Origin of the sequence: Cohnella terricola, from assembly GCF_007786475.1 — a bacterium.
Lineage (GTDB): Bacteria > Bacillota > Bacilli > Paenibacillales > Paenibacillaceae > Cohnella > Cohnella terricola.
The window spans coordinates 183,994-201,083 of the sequence record NZ_VNJJ01000005.1 but is presented as its reverse complement, the minus strand read 5'-3'; the positions used below and the strand labels follow the sequence as shown (position 1 = coordinate 201,083).

Annotated in this window: 17 protein-coding genes; 3 read left to right on the top strand and 14 right to left on the bottom strand. The window is 53.5% G+C overall.

From position 1 onward, the window contains the following. Positions 1-76 precede the first annotated feature (76 nt). From FPZ45_RS10880 to FPZ45_RS10870, 3 genes are all read right to left on the bottom strand, one after another. A complete protein-coding gene (locus tag FPZ45_RS10880) occupies positions 77-2,140 on the bottom strand; it encodes a glycosyl hydrolase family 18 protein (protein ID WP_144701170.1) in 2,064 nt (687 codons plus the stop codon). Positions 2,141-2,432: 292 nt separating this feature from the next. Next, the gene (locus FPZ45_RS10875) at positions 2,433-2,654 is read right to left on the bottom strand and encodes a hypothetical protein (RefSeq protein ID WP_144701168.1); all 222 of its coding nucleotides are present in this window, start codon (positions 2,652-2,654) and stop codon (positions 2,433-2,435) included. Between the two features lie 133 nt (positions 2,655-2,787). Then, positions 2,788-4,179 (bottom strand): class I SAM-dependent rRNA methyltransferase, encoded by a 1,392-nt coding sequence (locus FPZ45_RS10870; protein ID WP_144701166.1) that lies wholly within the window; start codon positions 4,177-4,179, stop codon positions 2,788-2,790. Positions 4,180-4,248: 69 nt separating this feature from the next. Here FPZ45_RS10870 and FPZ45_RS10865 point away from each other — a divergent pair, with 69 nt between their 5' ends. Next, positions 4,249-5,223 (top strand): Na/Pi cotransporter family protein, encoded by a 975-nt coding sequence (locus tag FPZ45_RS10865; RefSeq protein WP_144701164.1) that lies wholly within the window; start codon positions 4,249-4,251, stop codon positions 5,221-5,223. Here FPZ45_RS10865 and FPZ45_RS10860 read toward each other — a convergent pair. From FPZ45_RS10860 to FPZ45_RS10825, 8 genes are all read right to left on the bottom strand, one after another. After that, a complete protein-coding gene (locus tag FPZ45_RS10860; RefSeq protein WP_144701161.1) occupies positions 5,220-5,651 on the bottom strand; it encodes an NUDIX hydrolase in 432 nt (143 codons plus the stop codon). The two genes, FPZ45_RS10865 and FPZ45_RS10860, sit on opposite strands and share 4 nt — an antisense overlap. Positions 5,652-5,768: 117 nt before the next feature. Continuing rightward, the gene (gene mtaB / locus FPZ45_RS10855; protein ID WP_144701159.1) at positions 5,769-7,118 is read right to left on the bottom strand and encodes a tRNA (N(6)-L-threonylcarbamoyladenosine(37)-C(2))-methylthiotransferase MtaB; all 1,350 of its coding nucleotides are present in this window, start codon (positions 7,116-7,118) and stop codon (positions 5,769-5,771) included. A gap of 2 nt (positions 7,119-7,120) precedes the next feature. Continuing rightward, positions 7,121-7,888, bottom strand: coding sequence for a 16S rRNA (uracil(1498)-N(3))-methyltransferase (locus tag FPZ45_RS10850; RefSeq protein ID WP_144701157.1), 768 nt, complete (start codon positions 7,886-7,888; stop codon positions 7,121-7,123). A 59-nt stretch (positions 7,889-7,947) separates the two neighbouring features. Continuing rightward, positions 7,948-8,649, bottom strand: coding sequence for a site-2 protease family protein (locus tag FPZ45_RS10845; RefSeq protein ID WP_144701155.1), 702 nt, complete (start codon positions 8,647-8,649; stop codon positions 7,948-7,950). After that, positions 8,646-9,623: a 50S ribosomal protein L11 methyltransferase gene (gene prmA, locus FPZ45_RS10840; RefSeq protein WP_144701152.1), complete on the bottom strand. Its 978-nt coding sequence runs from the start codon at positions 9,621-9,623 to the stop codon at positions 8,646-8,648. The genes FPZ45_RS10845 and prmA overlap by 4 nt, the downstream gene beginning before the upstream one ends. Positions 9,624-10,740: 1,117 nt before the next feature. Then, entirely contained in the window at positions 10,741-11,004 is a 264-nt protein-coding gene (locus FPZ45_RS10835; protein ID WP_144701150.1) for a hypothetical protein, read from the bottom strand. A gap of 5 nt (positions 11,005-11,009) precedes the next feature. Continuing rightward, entirely contained in the window at positions 11,010-11,156 is a 147-nt protein-coding gene (locus FPZ45_RS10830; protein WP_144701149.1) for a YfhD family protein, read from the bottom strand. A gap of 79 nt (positions 11,157-11,235) precedes the next feature. Beyond that, positions 11,236-12,120, bottom strand: a complete 885-nt coding sequence (locus FPZ45_RS10825; protein WP_144701147.1) for a LysR family transcriptional regulator — start codon at positions 12,118-12,120, stop codon at positions 11,236-11,238. A 108-nt stretch (positions 12,121-12,228) separates the two neighbouring features. Between FPZ45_RS10825 and FPZ45_RS10820 the strand changes: the two genes are divergently transcribed. Both FPZ45_RS10820 and FPZ45_RS10815 read left to right on the top strand, forming a co-directional pair. After that, complete coding sequence (locus FPZ45_RS10820) at positions 12,229-12,600, top strand: CidA/LrgA family protein (RefSeq protein ID WP_144701145.1); 372 nt, start codon at positions 12,229-12,231, stop codon at positions 12,598-12,600. Positions 12,601-12,606: 6 nt separating this feature from the next. Next, positions 12,607-13,287, top strand: a complete 681-nt coding sequence (locus FPZ45_RS10815) for an LrgB family protein (RefSeq protein WP_144701587.1) — start codon at positions 12,607-12,609, stop codon at positions 13,285-13,287. 57 nt (positions 13,288-13,344) lie between these two features. Here the strand turns inward: FPZ45_RS10815 and dnaJ are convergent, their stop codons facing one another. From dnaJ to grpE, 3 genes are all read right to left on the bottom strand, one after another. Next, on the bottom strand, positions 13,345-14,469 hold the full coding sequence (gene dnaJ / locus FPZ45_RS10810) for a molecular chaperone DnaJ (RefSeq protein WP_144701143.1): 1,125 nt from the start codon (positions 14,467-14,469) through the stop codon (positions 13,345-13,347). 87 nt (positions 14,470-14,556) lie between these two features. Further along, positions 14,557-16,401, bottom strand: a complete 1,845-nt coding sequence (gene dnaK, locus FPZ45_RS10805; RefSeq protein ID WP_144701141.1) for a molecular chaperone DnaK — start codon at positions 16,399-16,401, stop codon at positions 14,557-14,559. A gap of 61 nt (positions 16,402-16,462) precedes the next feature. Then, positions 16,463-17,044, bottom strand: a complete 582-nt coding sequence (gene grpE, locus FPZ45_RS10800) for a nucleotide exchange factor GrpE (protein ID WP_144701139.1) — start codon at positions 17,042-17,044, stop codon at positions 16,463-16,465. Positions 17,045-17,090 lie beyond the last annotated feature (46 nt).

The following is a 17,090-nucleotide window of genomic DNA, read 5'->3' as shown; positions in this document are numbered from 1 at the left end:
TGCCCTCGGGTTAAGCATTGAACCTGATAGAAAAGAGGCTGCCCATACGTCACATACGGGACAGCCTCTTGTTTCCTTATTTTAATCCCCACAAAGCAGGAACGATCGGTGGCTCCCAACCTACGAGAGTCGTGTGAGCCTGAATGCAATAATACGTCTTCCCTTCGTAGGTAACCAGGTCATTCACTTTATAGCTGGTGTTCGGAGCCCAAGGGGCAATATTATTATCACCGCTTGTTTCGGTCACCGCCGTAATCGAAGCGCCGTCCGACACGTTGCCCGCCGCATCCCTGGCCTTAACCGTGAACGTATAAGACGTATTCGGCGAAAGTCCGCTGATCACCGTGCTCGTTCCCGAAACGTTGACGTTCGTGGAGCCGTAAGTAACCGTATAACCGGTCACGCCGACGTTGTCGGTCGAAGCATCCCAGGCAAGGTTAATGCTGGAGGATGTTTGACCGGTTACTCGCAAATTCGTTGGAACCGTCGGAGGAGTCGTATCTACCGGAGCCTGCTCTGTAATAACGGTTACCGCATTGCTTGCCCCTGATACGTTACCGGCAGCATCACGCGCTTTCACTGTAAACGTATAAGACGTATTCGGCGAAAGTCCGCTGATCACCGTGCTCGTTCCCGAAACGTTGACGTTCGTGGAGCCGTAAGTAACCGTATAACCGGTCACGCCGACGTTGTCGGTCGAAGCATCCCAAGCAAGGCTTACACTAGTCGATGTTTTCGTTGTCGAACGGAGATTGCCCGGAACTGTCGGAGGAGTCGTGTCTACATTTCCAGATCCGCTGGATAAGTCGTTGGTGAGCTTCGTCAATAGCGTCTTGTTGCGATCCCCGCTGAACTCCCAGAACATCGCGCCGCCGAGCCCTTTACTCTTAATGAACGCGGTTTTATGTCCGAAAGATTCGGCATCGTCGTAAGAAATATAAGTACGATTGGACGCGTTATACAAGTATGGCACCTTCGCCGTATCGTTCCAATAACGAGTGTACCCATTCTTATTAATATATCTTGCTTCAAGATCGGAATAATCGAACACGCCGGCTTCCCAAGTACCGGCTGGGAGACCTGAACTAATCTGGTACTGCCCGTTGTTGCCTGTTCCGACATTCGCCCAGCCGCGTCCGTAGAACGGCATGCCGAGCACAATTTTACTTGCCGGAACTCCGGCATCTAAATGGCTCTGAACGCCTGCCGCCACGTAAAAGGTAGAAGCGTTCGTAACGCCTGCCGAGGCTGCGGCCGGGTCATAATACAGAGGAGCATTATGTGCGCTTATGTTTTGCCAGCCTCCGTTGAAATCGTAGGTCATGATGTTGATCCAATCGAGAATCGAAGCGATTTTGCTGAGCTCCGTATTTTGTGCGAACGTCGGGCTTGCGCTAGAAGCTATGGTAAGCAAATACGTTTTACCATCCACGATTCCAGCCGCGTTGAGCTTTTCACGGACTTTTTGTAGTAGAAGGGTATAATTTTGCTTATCAGCCGCCCTTACGCTGTTACCCGCTAATCCCCCGCCAACCGGATACTCCCAATCGAGGTCAATTCCGTCGAATTGATATTTTCTCAAGAAGTTGACCGCAGAGTTCGCGAACGTCTCCCGTGTAGTCTCGCTGGCTGCGACGTCTGAAAACCGATTCGACCAGCTCCACCCGCCGACCGAAATGATCGTTTTCAGATGGGGATTCGACTGCTTGAGCTTGATCAATTGCCCGATATTCCCTTTGATCGGCTTGTCCCAGGTATCCCCGGCGAACGACTTCTGGGCGTCGATCCACGGATCGCCGAGCACGAGCGTGCCGTTAGGAACGTTGATCGTGCCCACTTCGTCCTGACAGGACCAAGTCATCGGATTCGGCCCCGTCTGATCCGAGTTTCCGTGAATACCGTTCCAACAAATATCCGCGAATGCATAGTTGATATGGGTGACTTTGCTTACATCCATATCTGTGACATTATAATTTCTTCCGTATGCGCCCCATGCAGGGTAATAGCCAACTACCTTGTAGGATGATGCCGCTTTCGCCCTCTGAATGCCGAATTCTGTCGAGGAAATCATTGATAGAATAAGAGCTGCAAGCAATACGATGATACTTCCTTTTCGAATAGATAACCCGCGTTGTACCATTAAATCATACACCTCTCCTCATTAGCTTTACTGAATATCTGCTGTAAACGAAATGCGATTCTCACCTTCACCTCCTTTAAGAAATTCGACTCACCGAGTAGAAAGACCTAAGTAAATCGACAAAAAATTTGAATTCTGGTTACACCTTCCATTGTAGAGAGGAAAATCGAACTAAATAGGGGCAATTTCTAACAATTTGGGACAAATTCCTATCATAACGAGGTCGAAATTTGTTCGATTAGGGTTTTAAAAGACAACAAAAAACGCCAGGATTTTCTCCTGACGTTTGCTTTTACGATATATTCATATACCACTTCGTGCCGTCATCATATTGGAAAATTGCGGCATCCGACCAGAGCTCGATAAAGCTGACATGTTTCCAACGCCTTCGAAACTCCAAATCGTCCGCCATCGCCCGCATCCGGGTATTGAATCGGTTTCGGCTGTTCAGCGCTTTCGCCCTGTTTTCCAGAGGAACCGCTCTTTTTCCGAATAGAAAGACTTCATGCACCATGCCTAACCCTCCGTTTCAGCACCTATACGATAAAGATAATCGAGAGGCGTTAGAAATGTTCCAGAAATGGAGGGAATCGATCTGATATTTTGCTAACACTTTCTTAACAATATGCATCAGCTGTCCGCAACATCTAAATATCCTTGCGGCTGCGCACCTCGAAAATGCCGAACTTCAAATAATGGCCTTCTTCGACGCCCGCAAGCTGAGGGTGGTCTTTGCCAGCGCCGCGCCATTCGATGCGCCGAATGATTTTGCCCGCATCTTTGGCCGCTTCCTGAATCGATTCCAGAAACAGCTCCGGCTTCACATGGTAAGAGCAACTGGCCGTAACCAAATATCCGCCTTCGTTCAGCAGCTTCATCGCCTGCAGATTAATGTCTTTGTATCCGCGGCGAGCCCCATCTACCGAGCGTTTCGTTTTGGCGAACGCCGGAGGGTCGAGTATGATTACATCCCAGGTTCTGCCCTCGGAGGATAGCGGCTTGGACGTATCTACCTTGGCTCCGGCCGCCTTGGCGTTAGCTCTCGCTTGCCGCTCGTCCCGGCCAGCGACCTGCTCGCGCAAGTATTCGAAAGCATCAGCCGCGACGAATTCCACGCGATCGGCGAAACCGTTAATCTCCACGTTATGGCGAGCGGTCTGCAATGCATGCTCGGAAATATCAAGGCAAGTCACTTTCTTCGCGCCGTAATCGCAAGCATGCAACGTAAAGCTCCCCGTATGCGCGAAACACTCGAGCACCGTCGCCCCATCCCAATAAGGGAATGTGACGACGTTGCCTTTCTCGTTTACGGGCACTGTTTGAATGTCGCCGTTGTCCGACTCCCGACGCTCTAACCGGATTCCGCTTCTCGTCCCCCAGCCTTTGATCAACGGCATGATCGCGGCCCTGTTCTCCCGCTGGTCGAAGAAGTAGCCGGTTTTTTGCCCGCCTTCAATATCGACTTGAACCTTGAGGCCGTTTTCCACGATCTCGATATGTCTAGGGCATTCTCCGTAAAGCACGCCCGTTCTTTCCTCAAGCCCCTCCAACGTACGGACGCCTACGTCGCTTCGTTCGTATACGCCCTTGGGAGCGAATACCACGACCAGAGCCGGAAGCCAAGCTTCTCTAGCAATCTCCATACCGAGCGTGAGCACTTGCACGACCAAGACGTCGTCGAATCTGTCGACGACGAGACCCGGCAGAAAGTCCGCCTCTCCGTATACGAGCCGGCAAGAGACGCCTTCCCCCAGAAACCGCGAGCGGTGAGCCGCCGCGCGTTCGAATCTAGCGCGGAAAAATGCCGCATCCATCGCCTCCAAAGGCTCGTATGCTACGATTCGCACCGTAATCTGCGAAGCCGGGTTCCAGTAGCCCGTTCCGAGCAGCTGTCCGCGGTGATCGCGCACTTCTACGAGCTGCCCGGGTGTCGGCTCCCCTTCCGTCTTAGCAATTTCGTTCGCGTAAATCCAGGGGTGTCCTTCTTCCAGGCGGGTACGCCTGCTTTTATTTAACCATATCGCCGCTTGACTGCTCACTTGACGATCACTCCTTATCCGATCATAAACTTGTCCTGATTTTGCATAGGGTTAAGAGGGGGTGGCAATATGATAGCCAGTTTGATAATCCCGTCCATACTCGGATTCGCGCTATTGTTAGCCGGCATGAAGGTGATGGAAATTTCCTTGCAGCGTTGGGCGGGACACCGGCTCACCTCCTGGGTGGCCCGATCGACCGCCACGCCGCTAAGAGGATTCGTCGTAGGCACGGCAGCCTCGGCATTATTGCAGAGCAGCACGGCCGTAACCGTCCTGACGATCGGCTTCGTCAACGCCGGATGGCTCACGTTATCCCGAAGCTTCGGCATCATTCTGGGCACGAACGTTGGAACCTGTTTTACGACCGAGCTGATCAGCCTGCAACTGCATCGGTACGGTATTTATTTTCTTCTTGCCGGAGCTGCAGGATGGGCGGCTACGTACGTCCTCAACGAAATGCGTGACGCTGCCGCAAGTCCGGGACATTTCGTCTGGTTTCGTTACGCATCGGTCGCGTTCGGTGGCTTCGGCTTGCTGCTCGTCGGTTTTAAGCTGCTGCAAAGCATCGGTCCAGCACTCCGGGAAAACGGTTATTTCGAACAATTAATGAGCCGAACGTACGACAATCTGCTATGGGGCGTGCTCGGTGGAGCCGTCATTACGTCGCTTATTCATTCCAGTGCGGCCGTCATCGCCATGTGCATGGGACTTGCCGCCGCCGGCGCCATCTCCCCCGAAGCCGGCATCGCGATCGTTCTCGGCGCCAATGTCGGAACCTGTTTCACGGGACTCGTCGCATCGCTCGGAGGCGGAACCGGCGGCCGTTTCGTCGCTTTATCGCAGCTTGCCCTGAACGTAGGTGGCGCGTTGCTCTTCTATCCACTGATCGGAGCGCTGCACGAAGCGTCGGCCTTGTTCGCCCCGAACGACCCGTCCGCGCAGATCGCTCATGCCCAGACGATCTTTAACGTCCTCTGCTCCTTGATCGCGCTGCCAATCGCTTACTTGCCTCTTTGGCATCGCAGGACTCCCGACGCAGCTTAAGCAATCGCTACTCCAAGTTTCTCGAGCCCGAGACGAAGCACTTCGTCGTTGTTGTCGTAGCCGGAATCACGCTGAAGTCGCCAAGCCTCGGTCGGCTCGTACCAAGCGACTCCTGAGATCTCTTCGAGTTGCGCCTGCAGACGGCCCTCCTCGGCTTCGACCAAATAATAGTGCACTTCCTTCTGCACGGTTCCTAACCGGTCATGCTCGTATACGTAGGAGATTACCTGAAGAGACGCCTCGATTTTTCCCGTGACGCCGGTCTCCTCGAGAATTTCCCTAAGCGCGGTCTGCTCGATCGTCTCGCCGGCTTCCATCTTCCCTTTTGCGAGTGTCATTCGCCCGAACCGGTCCTCGATCAGTTGAATCTCGAGCCGACCGTTCAAACGGCGATAGACGACGCCTCCGGCCGATATTTCCTTATGCATATTGCGAAATCCCCTCTCTTCACGATCGCGAAAATCTCCTAGAATGAAAAAAAGATTTCACCGCAAGGCGGAAGCTTGCGCATGCCTTCATTGCGATGAAATCTTCGGTCTGCGGCTTTAGGCTTGCAAGGCAACCTTGCTTGCGGATGCTTCTACGACTTCCAGAAGCTCGCCTTGGCATTCGTTCACGCCGGCTTCGGTAATCCGGACGCGGCAGAGCTTGCCGGTCAGGGACGTATCCCCCTTGAACACGACCTGCAAATAGTTATCGGCACGGCCGGCGACACTGCCGGGCTCGCGAAGCATTTTGCCGTCACGCTCCGGAATGACTTCCACGACGCGTCCGACCCATTCGCGAGCGTAATCAGCTTGCATTTTTTCCGACAGGTCGATCAATTGCTGCACCCGCTCGTGCTTGATTTCTTCATCTACCTGATCGTCCATGCGCGACGCAGGCGTCCCGGTCCGCTTCGAATAAGGGAATACGTGCATTTCCGCGAATTTCATCGCTTCCATGAAGCGGTAGCCGCTCTCGAACTGCTCCTGGGTCTCGCCCGGGAACCCAACGATGACGTCTGTCGTGATCGCCACGCCCGGCATCGCTTCTTGAATGCGGCGGATTTTGTCCGCGAATTCGTCGGTCGTATACTTGCGGCGCATTCTCTTCAATATGTCGTCATCGCCCGCTTGAAGCGGAATATGCAAATGGCGGCACATCTTCGGCGAGCTGTTCAGGACCGAGATCATCTTATCGTCGATCTGACTCGCTTCGATCGAACTGATACGAATCCGTTCGAGACCGTCGATACGGTCAAGGTCGGCCAGCAGATTGGCGAGCCGGTAGTTCTCGAGGTCGTCCCCGTAACCGCCGGTATGAATGCCGGTCAGGACGATTTCCTTATAACCCGCAGCGACGAGTTGACGGGCTTGTTCCAGCACGCTGTCCGGTTGGCGGCTGCGGGACAGCCCGCGGGACCACGGAATAATGCAGAACGTACAGAAGTTGTTGCAGCCTTCCTGGATTTTCAGGAACGCGCGCGTTTTCTCCGTGAAGCTCGGCACGTCCAATTCTTCGAACTCGCGAGTTTTCATAATGTTGCGCACGGCGTTGACCGGCTTGCGATCGTTCTGAATATCGGAGACAAACGACATCAGCTTCTCGCGATCCTGCGTTCCGATCACCAGATCGACGCCGGGGATCGCCATGATCTCCGCCGGCGATGTTTGCGCGTAACAGCCCGTTACCGCGATCACCGCGTCCGGATTTCGCCGAACCGCTCGCCGAATAATTTGTCGGCTTTTTTTGTCGCCGGTGTTCGTCACCGTACACGTATTGATCAAATAAACATCCGCCGTCTGCTCGAAGTCAACCTGCTCGTACCCTTCGTTCTTGAACAACTGCCAGATCGCTTCGGTATCGTAAAAGTTAACTTTGCATCCAAGCGTATAGAATGCCACGCTAGGCATATTTAATTTCCTCCTAACTCTCCGGACTCGTAAGCGAGACAGGCGAGCGCGTACAGCGCGGCCGTCTCCGTCCGCAATATTCTTCGGCCCAGGCCGATCGGCTTAGCTCCGGCGGCGAGCGCCGCTTCCGCTTCCTCGGGGGCAAATCCGCCTTCGGGACCGATAACGACCATCACCCGCGGTTGGCCGGACGGGAGATCTCGCTTAAACTCCGCCAACAGATCCCGCAGCCCGTTGCCGGTACGCCCTTGTTCTTCGTAACAGAACAGCACCAAATCGTATTCGGCGAACCGCTGCAGCAACGTTTTCCACGAGTTCACCTCGCGGATGTGCGGAACGACGCTTCGGTGACTCTGCTCCGCCGCTTCTTTGGCTATCTTACGCCAACGCTCGAGCCGTTTCGCTTCCTTGCGCTCATCATATTGCACGACGGTCCGCTTCGATAGGAAGGGGATGAATTCGGCTGCTCCCGCTTCAGTTCCTTTCTGGATGACGATCTCTAACTTGTCTCCCTTGGGCAGACTTTGCGCGACCGCGACCCTCCAGGCCATCTCCGCGCTCGAAGGCAATTGTTCCACGATGTCCGCTTGCACGTTATCTTTATCCACGGACACGATTTTGGCGATCACGTCGCGTCCTTGACCGTTACAGGCAATAAAAAGATCTCCAGGCTTGGATCTCATGACGGCGGCCGCATGCCGCGCGTCTTCTCCGGTAAGCGAGACGGCGCTGTCGCCCATCTGCGCCTCCGGCACAAAATAACGCTGCATCTCTCCATGCCTCCCGCTTTAGTTCCAACCTTCATCATACCGTTTTCGAGCTATTTTCGCTACCACTTCACATACTGGAGCCAGTCCTTCGCAAGACTGCCTCCGCCGAAAGCGAACAGCTTATCCAATATCCACGTCATGCCATGGACAAGCGGCCCTCTTAAACTCATCAGTTGACCGATCGTCGCACTGCGGAGAGGAGGAACAAACACGATCAGCAGGAACGCGAACGTGATCCATTGCCCCATTTCCTGGATTTTGATTCGGATTCTTATCGGCAGAAACTCTTCGATGATCCGATATCCGTCAAGCGGCGGCAACGGAATAAGGTTAAATAAAAAGAGAGCCAAGTTAATTGAAATCCAATAGAGAATAAAAATAAAAAACTGGTTCGAGAAATTGTCGATCACATGAAACGCATGCAGCACATCCACGACCAGCAAAAGCAAAAACGCGAGCAGCAGATTGCTTACCGGCCCTGCCGCAGTAACGATAATATTCATCAGGTGGGGGTTCTTGAATCTGCTGCGACGGACCGGCACAGGCTTCGCCCAACCGAAGCCAGCGATGACGAGGAACAGCATTCCGATCCAATCCAGATGGGCAAGCGGATTAAGCGTAACCCGACCTTCGCGGTAAGCCGTGTCATCCCCGAACTTCCAAGCCGTCCAAGCATGCGCGAATTCATGCACACTGAAAGCAACCAACATGATCAGGATAATGACCGGCAAATGTTCGATCGGAAACCAGAATAAGTTCACTCGTCTCCCCCTTTCGGTTTACCGGCTACGAACGCAACCCAATCTTCCTGCCGCAATACATCGATAATCTCGAAACCCGCGGCGAGCAGCCCCGCTTCCACGGCTGTTTCTTTGTTTTTGAATATGCCCGAAGCGATATAGAGCCCGCCCGGCTTAAGAACGTCCATGACGTCCGCAATGAAGAGCAAAATAATTTCCGCCAAAATGTTGGCGACGACAAGATCCACGGGAGGTTTGACACTAGCTTCCGCGTTGTTCTCCTGCAGCACGCCGAGCAGATCGCTGAGTCTGACTTCCACGTCTTGCCCGTATCCGTTAAGATCGATGTTTTCTTGCGCGCATTTTATCGCTACCGGATCTAGGTCAAGAGCCAGCACCTTCGACGCGCCGAGCTTCATCGCTCCGATCGCGAGAACGCCCGAACCCGTTCCGACGTCGATAATCCGCTCTCCTCCGGTAATCGCGCTGTCGAGCGCCTTAAGACATAACGCCGTCGTCGGATGGGTTCCCGTTCCGAAGGCCATGCCGGGATCCAACTCGATAATGAGTTCATCACCTTCAGGCTCGTATTCTTCCCAAGTCGGTTTAATAACCAATCGTTCCGTAATCGCAACCGGTTTAAAATATTGCTTCCACGCGTTGGCCCAGTCGTCCTCGTGAACGGAGCCCACTTCAATCGTAAACTCTCCCGCGTCGTATCCGAACTCCGGCAAACCGGCGAGCAGCTCTTTAAGCTGTTCCGCGATCGGTTCCATATCGTTATCCTCGGAAAAATAAGCTTTAAATTGCGCGTATCCCGGACGAATATCGTTAAGCGGCGTATCATACAGCTCTCCGTATTTCGTGTCCCTCGGCTTATCCGCCGACCACGCTTCCTCGACCGAGACGCCTCCGGCCCCAAGTTCCGTCAAATAATGGGTCACCATTTCCTGGGATGATTCCGCCGCCAGAACGGTAATTTCATGCCACCGCAAATCTGTTCCTCTCCCTTGCTGCTCAATGAAATCCATTATACACGTACTGTTTTATCGGAGCAAAATAAATACTCGCGTTTTCTGCTATGGCCATTATCCCCTTCAGTCAGTCGATCTCCACTATTCCCTTCGCTCAGTTCACATCACATCGATTACCCCGTACAGTTTCCCTACGGCCATTATCCCCCTCGATCAGGAAGCTCGCGTTTTTACACTCCATTCCCGTCCTCTACGCCCATTATCCCTTTCGATCAGTAGCATGATGCGGCTCTCTATGCCCATTATCCCTTAGGTTCAGAACATGACCGGGATACTTTGGAATTCGACTTCAACCAGACGCTGGCTCGTAGATGCCGATCAAAATTAGTTGACCGCACCGTGCACACGGATGCTAACGGAAGCGAAAGCCGTTATTATTCCGAAAATCCGCCGGCATAAATTCTAACGGAACGAGAAGCCGTTATTGGCTCGAAAAGGCATGGTTTATAGCTTTCGAAGGCCGAATAAGGTTTCTGGCATCCTTTAGATTATGAAAAACGTGAATTTGTCTTAAATAGCAGCTACGGCTTCCGTTAGAATCGTAGCTTCTGGACGGTGGCTGTAGCGTTCTGAACCAAGGGGATACCGGCGAAGGCATGAGCGATGGGATGTAACGGGTTCTGAACCAAGGGGATACCGGCGAAGGCATGAGCGATTGGATGTCACATTTCTGAACCAAGGGGATACTTGCAGAGGAATGAGCGATGGGATGTCACGGTTCTGAACCAAGGGGATACCGGCGAAGGCATGAGCGATGGGATGTCACGGGTTCTGAACCAAGTGGATACTGGCAGAGGCATAAGCGATTGAATGTCACATTTCTGAACCAAGGGGATACTGGCAGAGGCATAAGCGATGGGATGTCACGGTTCTGAACCAAGGGGATACCGGCGAAGTCATGAGCGATGGGATGTCACGGGTTCTGAACCAAGGGGATACCGGCAAAGAGAGGCGCTTAAAAGGTACTTCACTGCAACATTCTGAGCAAATGGGATAATGGCTGCAGAAGAGATAACGAAAAAGGCGCAGCGCGAACGCTGTGCCGACATTGAGAAACCTATGAGACGTACGACCCGATCTACATCATTTGTCCGCCGGCTCCGATAATGACGGTCCGGGCTTGTTCTACGGCGGCAGCGGGGATGTTGACAGCCAACGTAAACTCGGCAGCCATTACCTTGGACGAGGCCCCCAGCTCCCCTGCAAACTCGAAGTTTGCGTTTTTGACGCCGCCGGCCCGTTCCAGCCGAAAACAGTCGCCTCTAAGCGCGGATAACTTGCGGATTACCGATTCCGCTTGATCTTGATTCGCGAACCCCGCCTGCAAGGACTGCATCTCCAACGCTATCACTCCCTCTCATCGGCAACGGCCCGCCGATCCGCTGCTTCGGCGCGCTGTTGTGCGACTTGGTCGTCGCGATCCGCAAGTTCTTCGGAATATTCAACATCCTCGGCCGAACCGATGGGCAGTTGTTCTTCATTATGTTTTGCCATTAAGTTATCCTCCCTAGGGAGCAATGCACGTAAAACCGCATCGCTATGATTCCCATAGATTTCTCAATATAAGGATGGCTTATTCAGCGAATTGCGCCCGCGTAAATTGGATCCATTCCCGAATCGCTAACGAATGATACCCTTCCCGTTTCCAAACCATCGCCAGATGCCAAGGAATGACCGGATCGACCAGTTCGATCGCGCGTACTTTGTCCGGATTCAACAAGCGACATATCGTATCTGGAAGCATCGATATTCCCAAGTCCGAAGCGACCATCTCGCCGATAAAATCCCACTGCGAACTTTCGTACACGATCCGCGGAGAAAACCCCATCGACTCGCACGCCCGGTTAATGATACCGTGAAGAGCAAACTCTCTGCTGAACAAAATGAACCTCTCCTCCGACAATTCGCCAAGATTAACGCTTTGCCGCCCGGCCATTCTATGCGATGGAGGGACTACGAGTTTAAGCCGTTCCTTTACGAGCGGAAAAGAGTCGAACTTCTCCTCGTCGAACGGAGGCAGCACGACTCCGGCATCCAGCGTACCGTCCGAAATTCCTTCGACGATTCTCGTCGCTCCCTCCTCTTCCAGCTTGATCGCAATGCCCGGATAACGCTCTTGAAACCTTTTGATCACGACCGGGAAGAAACTCGAGCCCGCCATGGGAGGCAATCCGATCCGTATCGTTCCCCGCTTCAAATAAGTCAGGTCATTTAACTCCGTCATTAACAGGTCGAAGGACTGAAGAATAGCTCCGGCATGACGTAAGATCGTCTCTCCCGCATCGGTCAGTTTTACCGTTTTGCTATCCCTGACGAACAGCTCGACATTCAACTCGCGCTCCAAATTGCGAATCGTTTTGCTGATCGTCGGCTGTGTAACATGCAGAGCTTCCGCGGCTCCCGTAAAGCTGTTCCGGCGTACGATTTCAATGATGGTTTGCAAATGTCTGATTTCCATAAGCCACCTCTTACATAGCTATTCGGAATGAAAACTATTCCTTTTATTCATTTTACGCATAATCTTAATGCTCGTATACTTAAAGTCTGAAGGAGATGGAGAAAACAAATGAAAAAAATAATGATCGCGTTCGCTCAGGTGCTTTTCTTCGTGCTTCTAGCCAAAGGCTCGGATGTGGTCGTACAATACGCGCATCTTCCCGTGCCGGGAAGTTTGTTAGGCATTGCGATTCTGTTCGCGTTGCTTCGCGCGAAAGCGATCAAACCGAATTGGGTCGATCTCGGTTCAAAATGGCTGCTCGCGGAAATGCTGCTGTTCTTTATTCCGGCAACGATCCGCATTATCGATTATAAGAAACTCGTCTTAAGCAGCGGAATTCAGATCATGGGGACGATCGTTCTAAGTACGTTGATCGTCATGGCGTGCGCCGGTCTTGTCAGCCAAAAGTTGGCTTCGCGCGGCGCGAAAGGAGCTGATTAAGTGCCCATGTTATCGGCAATGTTCTGGCTCGTTTTCACGGTCGCGGTTTATTTGGCTTCGAAAATGCTGTACGCCCGCTTCCCCAAAACCTACCTCACGCCCCTGCTCGTCTCTCCGATCGTCGTGATCGCGGTCATCGAAATAAGCGGCGTTTCATTCAAAAGTTACGATAAAGGAGCCCACTGGCTCTCGGAAATGATCGAGCCCGCCACGATCGCGCTAGCCGTCACGCTTCATAAACACTTGGACGTGTTGAAAAAGAACGCCGCGGCTATCTTAGCCGGAGTCGGCGGAGGAACATTCGCCGCCATCGTGACTTCCGTGGGAATGGCCCGAATGATGCGGTTGTCGCCGGAAGTCATGGATAGCCTGGTGCCAAGATCGGCGACGACGCCGATTGCCGTAACGGTGTCGGGAATGATCGGAGGCTTACCTACGATTACCGCCGTCGCGACTTTGGTTACGGGATTGCTCGGGATGATCGCAGGCCCTCTGGTCGTCAAGTGGTGCCGCATTCGCCATCCGGTCGCGCGCGGCATATTATTCGGAACAAGCGCACATTCCGCCGGAATCAGCAAAGCGCTTGAATACGGGGCCGTAACCGGCTCCGTCGCAGGCATCGCGATGCTGTTCACCGCTTTGATCACGCTATGTCTCGCGCCTTGGTTGATGGTCTGGTTCAATTAACGTTTTTTGTTTAGCGTAAAAAACCGTCCGAAGATTCGGACGGTTTCGATGTGTGATTTATTCTCCCAAAATCGCGCGTTTCATTCGCTCGAAAATATTTTTGCTCTGCTCGTGCGTGGCCTCGCCGCTTTTGGAAGCGAACTCGCGCAGCAATTCGCGCTGATCGTCGCTCAAATGGGTCGGGGTAACTATAGTTACCTTGACCTGCTGATCGCCTTGGCCGTAGCCGCGCAGCTTCGGAACGCCTTTGCCCTTGAGGCGGAAGTAGGTTCCGGTCTGCGTGCCCGCGGGAATCTTCAGCTTGACTTTCTCCGTCAAGGTCGGAATCTCGATCTCGTCCCCGAGCGCCGCTTGCGCGAACGTCAGCGGAATCTCGCAGTAAATATCGTCGCCTTCCCGCTCGAAGAAATCGTGCGACTTGACCCTCAACACGATATAAAGGTCGCCAGAAGGTCCCCCGCGCACTCCGCCTTCGCCCTCCCCGCTTACGCGGAGTTGAGCGCCGTCATCGACGCCGGCAGGAATTTTGACATGGATTTTACGCTGTTTCTTCACTTGTCCGCTGCCGCTGCAAGTGCCGCAACGTTCTTTGATGATCTTGCCCCTGCCCGAACACGCGGAGCAGGCACGACGGTTGACGATTCGGCCGAACGGCGTGTTCTGAGCCACTTCCTGTTGACCCGAGCCGTGACACACCGAACACGTTTCCGGTTTCGTTCCCGGCTTGGCGCCGTTGCCGTGGCAAGTATCGCAAGTTTCCGTGCGCGGAATCGTAATGTCGGTTTCCTTGCCGAAGATCGCTTCCTTGAACTCAATCGTCATCGTGTATTGCAGATCGTTCCCCCGCTGCGGAGCGTTCGGATCCCTCCGGCCGCCGCCACCGAAAAACATATCGAAAATATCGCCGAAGCCGCCGCCGAAATCCGCGCCGCCACCGCCGAAACCTCCAAAACCCGCGTTAGGATCCTGATGCCCGTATTGATCGTAGCGCGCGCGCTGCTGATCATCGCTCAGAACATCGTAAGCCTCTTTGACTTCCTTGAACTTCGTTTCGGCATCCGGTGCTTTGTTGACGTCGGGATGATATTGCCTCGCCAGCTTGCGATACGCTTTTTTTACATCGTCCGCGGAGGCGTTCTTCTCGAGCTCTAGCACCTCGTAATAATCTCTTTTGTCGGCCACTTCTCCACCTCCTCATGAAGGAAAGTCAAAGCGATCCCGCCGAAGCGGCATCAACTTTGACTTTCGATTTATTCTGCATGAATAAGCTTATTTCTTGTCTTCGTCGACGACTTCGTAATCAGCGTCGACTACGTTGTCTCTCGCTGGGCCTGTGCCCGCGTCGGCTTGACCTTGATCAGCTTGCCCCTGCTCAGCTTGGGCCGCTTGCTCGTAGAGCTTGACGGAAAGCTGTTGCACGACTTCCGTCAGTTCCTCAGTCGCCTTTTGGATCTGTTCAAGGTTATCGGAAGCAACCGCGCTTGTCAACTTCTCTTTCGCCGCGTTCGCTTTCTCGATCTCGCTCGCGTCGACTTTGTCGCCAAGATCTTTAATCGTTTTGTCCACGCTATAGATCAATTGGTCGGCGCTGTTCTTGGCCTCGATCAGCTCGCGGCGCACCTTGTCTTCTTCAGCGTGCAATTCTGCTTCCTTCTGCATGCGCTCGATATCTTCCTTGCTCAAGCCGCCGGAGGAAGTGATCGTAATTTTTTGCGTTTTGCCCGTGCCTTTGTCTAGCGCGGAGACGTTAACGATACCGTTCGCGTCGATGTCGAACGTAACTTCGATTTGCGGCACGCCACGCGGCGCAGCCGGAATCTCGCTCAGAACGAAGCGACCAAGCGTTTTGTTGTCTTTCGCCATTGCGCGCTCGCCCTGCAGGACGTGGATTTCGACTTGCGTCTGCATGTCCGCGTAAGTGGAGAACACTTGCGATTTGCTCGTCGGGATCGTCGTGTTGCGGTCGATCATCTTCGTCAAGACGCCGCCCGCCGTTTCGATTCCGAGCGACAAAGGCGTAACGTCAAGCAGAACGACGTCTTTAACTTCGCCTGTCAATACGCCGGCTTGAACAGCCGCGCCGAGAGCAACGACTTCGTCCGGGTTAACGCCTTTGTGCGGATCTTTGCCGGTCAGCTTCTTGATCGCATCCTGAACGGCCGGAATCCGCGTGGAACCGCCGACGAGAACGACTTTGTCGATATCGGACGCCGTCATGCCCGCGTCGGACAACGCTTGGCGGGTAGGCGCCATCGTGCGTTCGACCAGGTTTGCCGTCAGTTCGTCGAATTTGGAGCGGCTCAGGTTAAGCTCCAAGTGCTGAGGAACTCCGTCAACGACGGTGATGAACGGCAAGGAAATCGTCGTGGAGACGACGCCGGAAAGTTCCTTCTTCGCTTTTTCCGCAGCGTCTTTCAGACGTTGAACGGCTGCTTTGTCTTTCAGCAGATCGATGCTATGTTCTTTTTTGAACTCTCCGGACAACCATTCCATAACCACTTGGTCGAAGTCGTCGCCGCCGAGGTGATTGTCCCCGCTCGTCGCCTTAACTTCGAAGAAGCCGTCTCCAAGCTCGAGAATACTGACGTCGAAAGTACCGCCGCCCAAGTCGAATACGAGGATCGTTTGGTCTTCTTGTTTCTCGAATCCGTACGCCAGCGCTGCCGCAGTTGGTTCGTTAACGATCCGGAGCACTTCTAGACCCGCGATGTTGCCCGCGTCTTTCGTCGCTTGGCGCTGGCTGTCATTAAAGTATGCAGGAACGGTAATAACCGCTTGCGTAACAGATTGACCTAAGTATGCTTCAGCATCGGCTTTCAGCTTCTGCAGAATGATCGCCGAAATCTCGGGAGCGGAATAAGATTTGTCTTCGATCGTTTCTTTATGAGTCGTACCCATATGGCGCTTAATAGAGCTAACCGTACGGTCCGGGTTTGTAATCGCTTGGCGCTTGGCCGTCTCGCCGACGACGCGCTCCCCGTCTTTCTTAAATCCGACGACCGAAGGGGTCGTGCGATTTCCTTCCGCGTTAGGGATAACGACGGCTTCGCCGCCTTCCATTACCGCTACGCAAGAGTTGGTTGTACCAAGGTCGATTCCGATTACTTTGCTCATGGCTTGTGTTCCTCCCTTAAATAAGTGCGCGATTGTTTAAACCGACCGGGCTAAGAACGGATTAACCGCTAACTTTAACCATTGCCGGACGAATGACTTTATCCTTTAACATATACCCGGTTTGAACGACTTCGACCACGATACCTTCCTCGTGATCCTCGCTCTCCACGCGCATGATCGCCTGATGATATTCGGGATCGAAGGGCTGGCCCTCCGCTTCCATCCGCTGCAAACCTTCCGCATCCATCACTTGCGTGAACTGGCGATAGATCATGTCCACGCCTTTGGCGAAGCTGCTATCCGCGCCTTCTCCTCCGGCTTGGAACGCCCGCTCAAAATTGTCCATAACGGGTAACAATTGCGTGATCAGCTTCATCGAAGCGTACTGTGCGAGTTCTTCCTTTTCCTTAGTCGAGCGGCGACGGAAATTGTCGAAGTCGGCCTGCGTGCGCAAATAACGGTTATAATGATCGTCCGCCTGGCGCTGAAGCTCGGCGACACGAGCGTTGTCCTCGCTAACCTCTTCCGCAGTTGGCTGTTCGTTGCCCGCGGCAGATGTTTCGTTTACTTCCGATTCCTGTTCCATTACGTCCTCTTGGCGCTCATCCATATTAACCTGCTCCTTCGTTTCATTCGTACTCATGTACGATTCACCTCCTTACCGTACCACCCGCTAGCGGGGGCTATAC

Bases quoted from the DNA above. Each gene is read 5' to 3' on its own strand.
- FPZ45_RS10880 (WP_144701170.1), bottom strand. From the start codon at position 2,140: ATGGTACAACGCGGGTTATCTATTCGAAAAGGAAGTATCATCGTATTG.
- FPZ45_RS10875 (WP_144701168.1), bottom strand. From the start codon at position 2,654: ATGGTGCATGAAGTCTTTCTATTCGGAAAAAGAGCGGTTCCTCTGGAA.
- FPZ45_RS10865 (WP_144701164.1), top strand. From the start codon at position 4,249: ATGATAGCCAGTTTGATAATCCCGTCCATACTCGGATTCGCGCTATTG.
- FPZ45_RS10860 (WP_144701161.1), bottom strand. From the start codon at position 5,651: ATGCATAAGGAAATATCGGCCGGAGGCGTCGTCTATCGCCGTTTGAAC.
- mtaB (WP_144701159.1), bottom strand. From the start codon at position 7,118: ATGCCTAGCGTGGCATTCTATACGCTTGGATGCAAAGTTAACTTTTAC.
- FPZ45_RS10850 (WP_144701157.1), bottom strand. From the start codon at position 7,888: ATGCAGCGTTATTTTGTGCCGGAGGCGCAGATGGGCGACAGCGCCGTC.
- FPZ45_RS10830 (WP_144701149.1), bottom strand. From the start codon at position 11,156: ATGGCAAAACATAATGAAGAACAACTGCCCATCGGTTCGGCCGAGGAT.
- FPZ45_RS10825 (WP_144701147.1), bottom strand. From the start codon at position 12,120: ATGGAAATCAGACATTTGCAAACCATCATTGAAATCGTACGCCGGAAC.
- FPZ45_RS10820 (WP_144701145.1), top strand. From the start codon at position 12,229: ATGAAAAAAATAATGATCGCGTTCGCTCAGGTGCTTTTCTTCGTGCTT.
- FPZ45_RS10815 (WP_144701587.1), top strand. From the start codon at position 12,607: ATGTTATCGGCAATGTTCTGGCTCGTTTTCACGGTCGCGGTTTATTTG.
- dnaK (WP_144701141.1), bottom strand. From the start codon at position 16,401: ATGAGCAAAGTAATCGGAATCGACCTTGGTACAACCAACTCTTGCGTA.
- grpE (WP_144701139.1), bottom strand. From the start codon at position 17,044: ATGAGTACGAATGAAACGAAGGAGCAGGTTAATATGGATGAGCGCCAA.